Consider the following 10,398-nt stretch of genomic DNA (forward strand, 5'->3'; position numbering starts at 1 on the left):
CCGCCCGCGTGCCAGACTGGGCGCGGGTCGCGATGACGGCCGGGAGCGGCCGTGATCGACCGGGAAGCGCATTTCAAGGCTCTGATGCTGCGCGGCCTCGACGGCGACGCGGCCGCGTGGCGCGTGCTGCTGACGGATCTGGGCGCGCATCTGAGGGCCTGGTTCGGCCGCCAGCTGTTCGACGGCGGGGCGGATGCGGAGGACCTCGTGCAGGAGACCCTGATCGCCATCCACGCCAAGCGGGCGACCTGGGATCCGGCGCGACCCTTCACCGGCTGGGCCTGGGCCATCGCCCGGCACAAGCTGATCGACCATCTGCGCAGCCGACGCCGACGGCCCACCCGGCCGATCGAGGAGGCGGAGTCCCTGTGGGCCGACCACACGGTCGAGGACGGCGCCACCCGGGCCGATCTGGGGCGTTGCCTGTCGGCCCTGCCGGTTCGCCAGCGGCGGCTGATCGAGGACGTTCGCCTGTCCGGCCTCAGCGTCGCCGAGGCGGCCGAACGCCACGGCTATTCGGTGACCGCCGCCAAGGTCAGCCTGCATCGCAGCCTGAAGACACTCAACGCCCGGTTCGCCGGGACCGACACAGCGCCCGGGAGGGTCGACCATGAAGACGGATGACCTGATCGCGGCCCTGGCCGCCGACACCGCCCCGACCGGCGCGGGAACCCTGCGCCGTCGCGCAGGCCTGGCCCTGATCCCGGCGGCCCTGCTGATCCTGGCCGGCGTGATCCTGTCGCTGGGCCTGAGGCCGGACCTGATGATCGCAATGGGCGGTCCGACCTTCTGGGCCAAGGCGGCCTATACGGCGGCGCTGGCCTGTGCCGGCTTCTGGCTGCTGGACCGGGCCGGACGGCCGGGCGCCGACGTCCGCGTGCCGCTGGCCGTCTTCGGGGCCGTCGTCGTGATCGCGATCCTGTCCGGTGCCGTCAGCCTGATGACGACCCCCGAAGCGGCACGGGTGGAGGCCCTGATGGGCCAGTCGGCACGGGTCTGTCCCACCAATATCGCAGGCCTCAGCCTGCTGGCGGCCCCCCTGATCCTGTTCGCGGTTCGCGGATTCGCGCCCCTTCGTCCTGCCCTGGCCGGGGCGGCCGCGGGGCTGATGCTCGGGGGACTGGCCGCGACCCTCTACGGCCTGCACTGCCCCGAGCACACCGCCGCCTTCGTCGCCGTCTGGTACACCCTGGGCATGGCCATCCCGGTCGTGGTCGGGGCGGTGATCGGTCGCTGGGTCTGGCGCTGGTAGGTCAGATCCGCTTCAGCCGCCGCGCATGGCCGCCGATGATCTTGAGCGCCACGGCGTCGGGCAGCAGTTTCGGAATGGCGGCCAGCAGGGTGTTGCGCCAGCCCGGCACGACCCGCGTCCGGTTGGCCTCGACGGCGGCGTAACCCACCCGCGCCACATGGCCCGCCGTCTGCCACATCCAGGCCGGATATGCCGAGGACACCTGCTCACGCGACCCGTTGACGTCGTGGAACTCGGTCAAGGTATAGCCGGGGCACAGGGCGGTGACGTGAACGCCCGTCCCCTGAAGTTCCAGATGCAGTCCGGCCGAGGCCTTGATCAGGAAGCCCTTGATCGGCCCGTACAGGGTGTCGCCCCCGGTCGCCGGCATTAGCCCGGCCAGCGACGCCACGTTCAGCACCCGCCCGAAGCCGCGATCCACCATGCCGGGGATCAGCAGCCGCGACAGCTCGATCGGCGCGCTCAGCATGACCCGCACCATGGCCGCATGGTCCGCCGGGTCGGTGGCCAGAAACCCCGTGGTGCGCGAGAAGCCTGCGTTGTTGACCAGAGCGTCGATGGTCAGGCCCTGTGCCGCCATGGCCTCGACCATCCCTGCCGCCGCATCGGGCTCGGCGAGATCGGCGGGGATCACGGTGACCTCGATACCGTGGTCGCGCCGCAAGGACTCAGCCAGCGCCTCCAGCGGGCCCGCCCGGCGCGCGGTCACAACCAGATTCCAGCCCTTCTCCGCATAGGTCCGCGCCAGGGCCGCACCGATTCCTGCGGAAGCGCCGGTGATCAGGGCGGTTCGCCCCCGTTCGCCGACGCTCATGTCAGGCGGCAACCGGACAGCTGGCGTGGGGGGCATGGGCCGCCAGCGAGGTTGCGTTCTCGGCCAGCAGATCGGCGATGGTGATGTGGGACAGGGCCTCGTGGGCGGCGGTGTCGGCGGCGGTCAGGGCCTTGGCGACCTGGCGCGGGATATGTTCGGACACCGGACAGCCCTTGGCCCCCTGGGGCGGCGAGCCCAGGTGGGCGCAACCGTTGACGGCGCGCAGCACCTCGTCCAGCCGGATGTCCTCGGGTCGGCGCAGCAACCATGAACCGCCCGACGCACCCGGCCGTGTCGCGATCAGCCCGGCCTTGGCCAGCAGGGCGGTCACGCGCCGGATCACCACCGGATTGGTCGGGATCGAGGCCGCCAGAACGGCGCTGGCCGCCGCGCGCGAGGCGTCGTACGCGTCCCTGTGAGCCAGATAGGCCAGGGCGTGGGCGGCGACGGGAAAGCGTTGGCTGTCAGACATGAGGCGTGGTTCCAGCGCACAAGGTAGTGCGCGCGCGGAAGATTCACAAATCCTGTGCCGAAGGCGAAAACGATACGCCGCAACCGAATCCTCGGCGCACGATTGAACCTTGCCCGGATTGGGCCTACAGGCGCTCCGCTTTGTTGGGCCCGCACGCGCGCCGCCCGGAGGATACTCATGGCAGGGGATGCATCCCCCGGCGACAGCGCTCCCCCCGCCTCGCCCACCCCATCCGGTGCCAATCCGCCACCGGCCCACCCGCACCCTTCGGCGACGGGCGAGGACGGCCACGCCAAGACCGGCAAGCGGGCGCTGATCATCGGCGCGATCGGCGTCGTGTTCGGCGACATCGGTACCAGCCCGCTCTACGCCATGCGCGAGGCGCTGCATCATTCGCGCAGCGGCGGCACGGCCGACCTGGCCGTTCTGGGGGTCGTGTCGCTCGTGTTCTGGGCGCTGATCCTGGTCGTGACGCTGAAGTACGTCGTCTTCCTGATGCGGGCCGACAACAAGGGCGAGGGCGGCACCCTGGCCCTGATGGCCCTGGCCCAGCACGCCGTCGGCCGTCGTTCGGGCCTGATCTTCGTGCTCGGCGTCTGTGGCGCGGCGCTGTTCTATGGCGACGGCGTGATCACGCCGGCGATCTCGGTCCTGTCGGCCATCGAGGGTCTGAAGGATGCGCCGGGTATCGGCCCGTCGCTCGCGCCCTTCGTCCTGCCGATCGCCGCCGGCATCCTGATCGCGCTGTTCATGATCCAGTCGCGCGGGACCGCCAGCATGGCCCGCTACTTCGGACCCCTGACCCTGGTGTGGTTCCTGATCCTGGCCGGGCTGGGACTCTATCACATCTTCGACGACATCTCGATCCTGCGGGCCCTGTCGCCCCACTACGGGGTCGTCTTCCTGCTCGACAACGGCTTTCTCGGCTTCGTCATCCTGGGCAGCGTCTTCCTCGCCGTCACGGGGGCGGAGGCGCTCTATGCGGACATGGGCCATTTCGGCAAGTCGCCGATCCGGATAGGCTGGCTGTGGGTCGTCCTGCCCTGCCTGACGCTGAACTATCTGGGCCAGGGGGCCTTCGTCCTGGCCCATCGCGAGGCGGCGGCAAATCCGTTCTGGATGATGGTGCCCGAGATCGCCTACTGGCCGGTCCTGATCATGGCCACGGTCGCCACGGTGATCGCCAGCCAGGCGGTCATCACGGGCGCCTTCTCGGTCACCCAGCAGGCGGTTCAGCTGGGCCTGCTGCCCCGCATGGCCATCCTGAACACCTCCGAGAGCCAGGCCGGCCAGATCTATGTCCCCTCCATCAACTCGATGCTGATGGTGGGCGTGCTGGTGCTGCTGGTCACCTTCCAGACCTCGTCGGCGCTGGCCGCCGCCTATGGGATCGCCGTGACCGGGTCGATGTTCGTGGACAGCCTGCTGGCCTGGTTCATCGTGCGCAACATGTGGAAATGGTCGATCCCGGCCAGTCTGGCGGCGATCACCCCGCTGGTCGCTCTCGACCTGGTGTTCATGACGTCCAACATGCTGAAGATCCCGCAAGGGGCCTGGATGCCGCTGGTGCTCGGCGCGGGTCTGGTCCTGATCATGTGGACCTGGACGCGGGGGTCGCAGATCCTGTCGGACAAGGCCAAGAAGGACAGCCTGCCCCTGACCGACCTGATCGAGATGCTGCGCGCCCGCCCGCCGCATCGCGCGCCCGGCACGGCCATCTTCCTGACCTCCGATCCCGATGTCGCCCCGGTCGCCCTGATGCACAATCTCAAGCACAACAAGGTGCTGCACGAGAAGAACGTCATCCTGACCGTGCGCACCGCCGACCGGCCTCGCGTGCCTGACAGCCACCGCGTCAAGATCGAGCCGATCAACGACGACTTCAAGAAGATCACCCTGACCTACGGCTTCATGGAGAGCCCGGTCGTGCCTCGCGCGCTCAGCCTGTGCCGCAAACAGGGGGTGAAGTTCGACATCATGTCGACCAGCTTCTTCCTCGGTCGTCGCTCGGTCGTGCCGTCGGCATCGCAGGGGATGCCCCTGTGGCAGGACAAGCTCTATATCTTCCTGATGCGTAACGCGGCCAACCCGACCGACTTCTTCCACATCCCGCCTGGACGGGTGGTCGAGCTCGGCACCCAGGTGTCCGTTTGAGCGGGGGCGCCCCCAAGGGCAAGGACTCGGGCGCACGCGGCCGTCGCCTCGCCGACAAGGCGCGCGGCCCGCGGCGTGAGCCCAAGCCGCAGGCCGAGCGCGTCCCTGACGAGGCCGCCGACATCGGCGTGGAGGCCCGGATCGCCGCCGGTGTGCTGCTCAACGCCGCCCTGATCCGGCGCGGCGGGCTGGACGAGGCCCTGGCCCTGCCCGCCGTGACGGCGCTTCCGGGGCCCGACCGCGCCTTCGCCCGCGCCGTGGCCATGGCCGCCCTGCGTCGGCTCGGCGAGATCGACCAGATTCTGGACCGCAAGCTCCAGAAGCGCCCGCCCGAGACCATCCGCACCCTGCTGCGCATCGCCCTGGCCCAGACCCTGGTGTTGGGCACCCCGGCCTTCGCCGCCGTCTCCACCGCTGTGAAACTGGCCGAGCGTGACCCCAAGACCCGGCCCTACAAGGCGCTGGTCAACGCCGTTCTGCGTGGCATCGAGCGCGAAGGCCCCGGCCTGACCACGGCCGAGTCGAACCTGCCCGACTGGATCGCCGCCCGGTGGAAACAGACCTATGGCGACGCCGCCCTGGCCGGGCTGGCGCTGGCCGCCCGCGAGGAGCCCGCGACCGACCTCAGCCTCAAACCCGACGCCGACCCGGCCGCCCTGGCTGCGGATGTCGAGGGCGAAGTCCTGCCCGGCGGCACAGTCCGCACCTTCAAGCGCGGCGACGTTGCGAGCTGGCCCGGTTTCGAAGACGGGTCGTGGTGGGTGCAGGACGCGGCCGCCGCCGTTCCCGTCCGCCTGCTGGCCCCGAAATCCGGCGAGACCGCGCTCGACATGTGCGCGGCCCCCGGCGGCAAGACGCTCCAGATCGCGGCCTCGGGCGCTTCGGTCGTCGCGCTTGATCGTTCGGACGCCCGGCTGAAACGCCTGCGCCAGAACCTGGCCCGCACGGGTCTGGAGGCCGAGATCGCGGTCATGCCGGCCGAGGACTGGCTGGACAGCCGCACCTTCGACGCCGTGCTGCTGGACGCCCCCTGCACGGCGACCGGCACCTTCCGCCGCAACCCGGAAGTCCTGCGCGCCACCAAGCCCGCTGAGGTGGCCAAGCTGGCCGACGTCCAGCACCGGCTGCTCGATGCCGCAGCCCTGCGCGTCGCCCCCGGCGGCCGGCTGGTCTACTGCGTCTGTTCGCTGGAACGCGAGGAGGGCGAGACCCAGATCATCGCCTTCCTGCGCCGCAACCCCGGCTTCCGCACCGCTCCCGCCGTTCCCGCCGAGATCGGCGCACCCGACGAGGCCCTGACCCCCGAAGGCTGGCTCCGCATCCTGCCCTCGATGTGGGCCGAGAAGGGTGGCGTCGACGGGTTCTTCGCGGCGAGGTTGGAACGCGTGTGAAACTCTCCCTCCCCCGAGGGGGAGGGTGGTCGAAGCGCAGCGGAGAACGGGTGGGGAGGGCAAGGCGATACCGCGCTGATTTGCCTTGCCGCCCCCACCCGATCGCTTCGCGATCTGCCCTCCCCCGAGGGGGAGGGACACGTCCCTCGCTACAGCGAAGGCCCCAGCACGCTCACCGTCTCCCCGTCAGTCACGGCGGGCGCATGGGGCAGGCGGCGGATCAGGGCGTTGGCGGCCGCCATCACACTGACCAGAGACGAATCCTGATCGGCGAAGGGGGTGACCCGCCTCGCTCCGTCGGGACCGGGGGCCGCAACGGCCCGGATGTAGTGATCACGCGGTCCGTTGGCCGGTAGCGTCCCGCTCAGGGTCGCCGTCTCGAACCGCTCGCCCAGCGTCCCGCCCTGTAACCGCGCCAGCACGGGGGCGAGGAACAACTCGGCGCCGACCAGCGCGGACGCCGGATTTCCGGGCAGGCCCAGCACAGCCCGTCCATCGGGCAGGGTGGCGAACCACACCGGCTTGCCTGGCCGCATTGCAACCCCCTCGACGTGCAGGACGGCCCCCAGGTCTCGCAGCGCCGGCTTGACCAGGTCGTGGTCGCCGACCGAGGCCCCGCCGATGGTGACCAGTACGTCAAAGGTCGCCCCCGACACCGCCGCAGCGATTGCGCCCCGGTCGTCGCCGCTGGACGGCAGGACCCGAGCCACCCCACCCTGCCGCGCGACGAAGGCCGCCAGAGACGGTGCGCCAGAGTTGTAGATCTGGTCCGGCCCCGCAGTCTGTCCCGGCTCGACCAGTTCGTCGCCGGTGGCCAGGATCGCCACCGTCGGCCCCCGCCCGCACCTCAGTGTCGCCACCCCCGCCGAGGCCGCCAGCGCCAGCCGCCAGGGATTCACCCGCGTGCCGACCTCCAGCAGGACCTCGCCCTCGCGAAAGTCACAGCCCCGACGACGGATGTTGCGCCCCTCGCTCGCTGTCGGCCTGAACATGGCGAGGTCGCCGCGCCGCTCGACCTCTTCCTGAACCACGACCCGGTCTGCACCGGTCGGCACGGGCGCGCCGGTGAAGATGCGCGCCGTCTCTCCGGCCTCGACGCCGTGCGCCATGCCTCGTCCCGCGACGCTCTCGCCGACGATCCGCAGGGTCGCTGCGTCCCGCACATCGGCATCCCGCACCGCCCAGCCGTCCATGGCCGAGGCCTCGAACGGCGGCTGGTCCCGCCCGGCCGCCACGGGCTCGGCCAGCCAGCGCCCGTCGGCCTGGGCCAGGGCGACGTCCTCGGCACCGAGCGACCCGACCTGGGCCAGGACGACCTCCAGCGCCGCCTCGACCGTCGGCAGTTTCACACCCGCACCCAGTCGCCCGCGGCCCCGCCCGACTTCGATACCAGCCGGACCGCCTCGATCGTCATGCCCCGGTCCACTGCCTTGAGCATGTCGTAGAGGGTCAGCAGGGCCACGCTCGCCGCCGTCAGCGCCTCCATCTCCACCCCGGTCTGGCCCGTCGTCCGCACCCGCGCCGTCACGCCCAGTCCCGTTCCATCGGCCAGGGGTTCGACCGCCACCTTGACCGAGCTGAGCATCAGGGGATGGCACATCGGGATCAGGTCCGAGGTCCGCTTGGCGGCCATGACCCCCGCGATCTCTGCGACCGCCCGCACGTCGCCCTTCCTGCCGGCACCCGACAGGGCCAGGGTCAGGGTCGCGGGCAGCATGGTCAGCCGCCCTTCCGCGACGGCCTCGCGCGTCGTCGTCGCCTTGTCGGAGACATCGACCATCCGGGCCCGGCCGTCGGCGTCGATGTGCGTAAGGTCGGACATCAGACTTCCAGCAGGCGCGGCATCAGCTCGACCATGTTGCAGGGCCGGTGGCGACTATCGAGCTGCCAACGGATCACACTGTCCCAGCCGTCCCTCACCGCACCGTTGGACCCCGGCAGGCAGAAGACGAACACCCCGCCGATGATCCCCGCCGTCGCCCGCGACTGCAAAGTCGACAGGCCGATGGTCTGGTAGCTGACGGTGTGAAAGATCACCGAGAAGCCGTCGATCCGCTTGTCGAACAGGGGCTCCAGCGCCTCGGGCGTGACGTCGCGCCCGGTCAGGCCGGTGCCGCCCGTGGTGATGATCGCATCGACGTCCCCGCCCGCGATCCAGCCCCGGACCTGGGCCCGGATTTCCTCGATGTCGTCGGCCACGATGGCGCGGCCGACGCAGGCATGACCCGCCGCCGTGATCCGGTCGGCCAGGATGCTCCCTGAGGTGTCGCTGTCCTCGTCGCGCGTGTCGGACACGGTCAGGACCGCGATCCGGATCGGGGTGATCGGCCCATCGATCAGCTTGCCGCCCGGTGCCGGCAGAATGTCGTCGGTCATGTCGTCTCTCCGGTCGTCCAGCGGGCGGCGTCGGCGTGATCCCCTGACCGCGCCTCGATCCAGCGGGTCCCGTCCGGCCCCGTCTCCTTCTTCCAGAAGGGGGCCCGTGTCTTCAACTGATCCATCAGGAAATCGGCGGCCTGAAACGCGTCCCGGCGATGCTCGGCGGCCACGGCGACGAAGACGATGGGCTGCCCCACCTCCAGATCGCCCCAGCGGTGGGCCACCAGCACGTCGATCACCCGGAACCGCGCCCGGGTCTCGGCCTCCAGTTCGGCCACGACCTTTTCCGTATAGCCGGGATAGGCCTCAAGGCTCAGCCGCGACACCACGGCTCCGTCGGTCGCCCCGCGCGTCAGGCCGGTGAAGCTGACCACGCCGCCGACATCGGTGCGACCGCGACAGAAGCCGGCCAGCAGGGCACCCGGATCGATGGCCTCGGTCTGGACCCGGATCACGGCTCAGCCCCCGCTGACCGGCGGGATGAAGGCGACCTCGTCGGCGGCGCTCAAGGGCCTGTCGCCGCGCACCATTTCGGCATTGAGGATGGCGCAGGTTCCCGGACCCGACAGCCGCTCTCCCAGCCCCGCGTCCTCGGCGGCCAGCATCGCCCGCAATGCACCCAGCGACCCGGCATCAATGACCCGCTCGCGCCAGCCCGCCGCCTCGGCGAGGGCTCCGAACATCAACACCCGGGCCATCAGCCGCCCGTCATCGACATCGGCCGCGACACCGCCGGTGCCGCGCCCCGGCGAGTGATCTCGAAATCGTGGCCCCTGGGCTTGCGTGAGATGGCCTCGCGGATCGCGGCCTGGAGCGGGGCGTCGTCGCCGGGATTATCGCGCAGCACGGCCCGGAGGTCGGCGTGATCGTCCTGGCCCAGACAGACGAACAGGGTGCCGGTGCAGGTCACCCGCACCCGGTTGCAGGTCTCGCAGAAATTGTGGGTCATCGGGGTGATCAAGCCCAGCGTACCGCCCGTCTGTTCGACCCTGACATAGCGCGCCGGCCCGCCAGTCTTCAGCGGCAGCGGCGTCAGGGTCCAGTCCCGCTCCAGCGCGGCCCGCACCGTCGTCAGCGGCAGATACTGATCCGTCCGATCCGCCTCGATCAGCCCCAGCGGCATGGTCTCGATCAGGGTCAGCTCCATGCCGCGCTCGTGGGCCCAGGCGATCATCCCGGACAGGGCCTCGGCATTGTCGGCCTTGAGCGCCACGGTGTTGATCTTGACCCGGATGCCGGCGGCCTGGGCGGCGTCGATCCCGGCGATGACCTCGGTCAGGTTTCCGCCTCGCGTGATCCGGCGATAGTCGTCGGGGTCGAGGGTGTCGATCGACACATTGATCCGCCTGACACCGTATCCCGCCAGAGCCTGGGCGTAGCGGGCCAGCTGGGTGCCGTTGGTGGTCAGGGTCAGTTCGTGCAGCCGCCCGCTGTTCAGATGGCGCGACAGGTCGGCGACCAGGTCCATGAACCCCTTGCGGATCAGCGGCTCGCCCCCCGTCAGCCTCAGCCGCGTGGTCCCCAGGTCGATAAAGGTCGCACACAGCCGACCCAGTTCCTCGATCGTCAGCAGTTCGGCGCGCGGCAGAAACGTCTGACGCTCAGCCATGCAATAGGTGCAGCGCAGGTCGCAGCGGTCCGTCACCGACACCCGCACATAGTCGATCGCCCGACCGAACGGATCGATCAGCGGCGAGGCTGACGGCTCAGGGTGGCCGCTGGATGACAGGGCGGGTCCCACGATGAGGGGTCTCTGCTGGCAGGATCAGGACGAGACCACAGGTGTCGCACCATCCTGGCCGTCCCGCCAGAGCGCGACGATATCCCGGGGCAGATATCGGCGATGCGGGAGGTACGTCTCGCGACGGGGAGACCCGGCGTCAGGCGAAAGGACTGCTCGCCACCGACGGCCCGGCCAGCATCTCCGCGATCGTCG

At 70.4% G+C, this 10,398-nt stretch carries 12 protein-coding genes; 4 read left to right on the plus strand and 8 right to left on the minus strand.

The annotated features are described in order from the left end of the window. Positions 1–51: 51 nt before the first annotated feature. Both ACILQR_RS02895 and ACILQR_RS02900 read left to right on the plus strand, forming a co-directional pair. On the plus strand, positions 52–624 hold the full coding sequence (locus ACILQR_RS02895; RefSeq protein ID WP_395650007.1) for a sigma-70 family RNA polymerase sigma factor: 573 nt from the start codon (positions 52–54) through the stop codon (positions 622–624). Continuing rightward, on the plus strand, positions 611–1,252 hold the full coding sequence (locus ACILQR_RS02900; protein WP_395650008.1) for an NrsF family protein: 642 nt from the start codon (positions 611–613) through the stop codon (positions 1,250–1,252). Before ACILQR_RS02895 ends, ACILQR_RS02900 begins: the two co-directional genes overlap by 14 nt. Position 1,253: 1 nt before the next feature. Here the strand turns inward: ACILQR_RS02900 and ACILQR_RS02905 are convergent, their stop codons facing one another. Then, entirely contained in the window at positions 1,254–2,066 is an 813-nt protein-coding gene (locus ACILQR_RS02905) for an SDR family NAD(P)-dependent oxidoreductase (protein WP_395650009.1), read from the minus strand. Position 2,067: 1 nt separating this feature from the next. Beyond that, on the minus strand, positions 2,068–2,538 hold the full coding sequence (locus ACILQR_RS02910; RefSeq protein WP_395650010.1) for an Rrf2 family transcriptional regulator: 471 nt from the start codon (positions 2,536–2,538) through the stop codon (positions 2,068–2,070). A 177-nt stretch (positions 2,539–2,715) separates the two neighbouring features. Between ACILQR_RS02910 and ACILQR_RS02915 the strand changes: the two genes are divergently transcribed. Both ACILQR_RS02915 and ACILQR_RS02920 read left to right on the plus strand, forming a co-directional pair. Then, entirely contained in the window at positions 2,716–4,692 is a 1,977-nt protein-coding gene (locus ACILQR_RS02915; RefSeq protein ID WP_395650011.1) for a potassium transporter Kup, read from the plus strand. After that, on the plus strand, positions 4,689–6,083 hold the full coding sequence (locus ACILQR_RS02920) for an RsmB/NOP family class I SAM-dependent RNA methyltransferase (RefSeq protein WP_395650012.1): 1,395 nt from the start codon (positions 4,689–4,691) through the stop codon (positions 6,081–6,083). The genes ACILQR_RS02915 and ACILQR_RS02920 overlap by 4 nt, the downstream gene beginning before the upstream one ends. Before the next feature lie 149 nt (positions 6,084–6,232). On the opposite strand, the gene glp is transcribed toward ACILQR_RS02920, so the two are convergent. From glp to moaA, 6 genes are read right to left on the minus strand one after another with little or no spacing between them, the layout of a single operon-like run. After that, positions 6,233–7,432, minus strand: coding sequence for a gephyrin-like molybdotransferase Glp (glp, locus tag ACILQR_RS02925; RefSeq protein WP_395650013.1), 1,200 nt, complete (start codon positions 7,430–7,432; stop codon positions 6,233–6,235). Next, positions 7,429–7,905, minus strand: a complete 477-nt coding sequence (gene moaC / locus ACILQR_RS02930; RefSeq protein ID WP_395650014.1) for a cyclic pyranopterin monophosphate synthase MoaC — start codon at positions 7,903–7,905, stop codon at positions 7,429–7,431. The genes glp and moaC overlap by 4 nt, the downstream gene beginning before the upstream one ends. Next, a complete protein-coding gene (gene moaB / locus ACILQR_RS02935) occupies positions 7,905–8,459 on the minus strand; it encodes a molybdenum cofactor biosynthesis protein B (RefSeq protein ID WP_395650015.1) in 555 nt (184 codons plus the stop codon). The genes moaC and moaB overlap by 1 nt, the downstream gene beginning before the upstream one ends. Continuing rightward, complete coding sequence (locus ACILQR_RS02940; RefSeq protein ID WP_395650016.1) at positions 8,456–8,917, minus strand: molybdenum cofactor biosynthesis protein MoaE; 462 nt, start codon at positions 8,915–8,917, stop codon at positions 8,456–8,458. Before ACILQR_RS02940 ends, moaB begins: the two co-directional genes overlap by 4 nt. 3 nt (positions 8,918–8,920) lie before the next feature. Beyond that, positions 8,921–9,160 (minus strand): MoaD/ThiS family protein, encoded by a 240-nt coding sequence (locus ACILQR_RS02945; protein ID WP_395650017.1) that lies wholly within the window; start codon positions 9,158–9,160, stop codon positions 8,921–8,923. Next, positions 9,160–10,206 carry a GTP 3',8-cyclase MoaA gene (gene moaA / locus ACILQR_RS02950; protein ID WP_395650019.1) on the minus strand — a complete coding sequence of 349 codons (1,047 nt, stop codon included), beginning with the start codon at positions 10,204–10,206 and terminating at the stop codon, positions 9,160–9,162. The genes ACILQR_RS02945 and moaA overlap by 1 nt, the downstream gene beginning before the upstream one ends. Between the last annotated feature and the right edge of the window lie 192 nt (positions 10,207–10,398).

It is taken from the genome of Brevundimonas sp. (genome assembly GCF_044239655.1).
In the GTDB taxonomy this organism is placed as follows: domain Bacteria; phylum Pseudomonadota; class Alphaproteobacteria; order Caulobacterales; family Caulobacteraceae; genus Brevundimonas.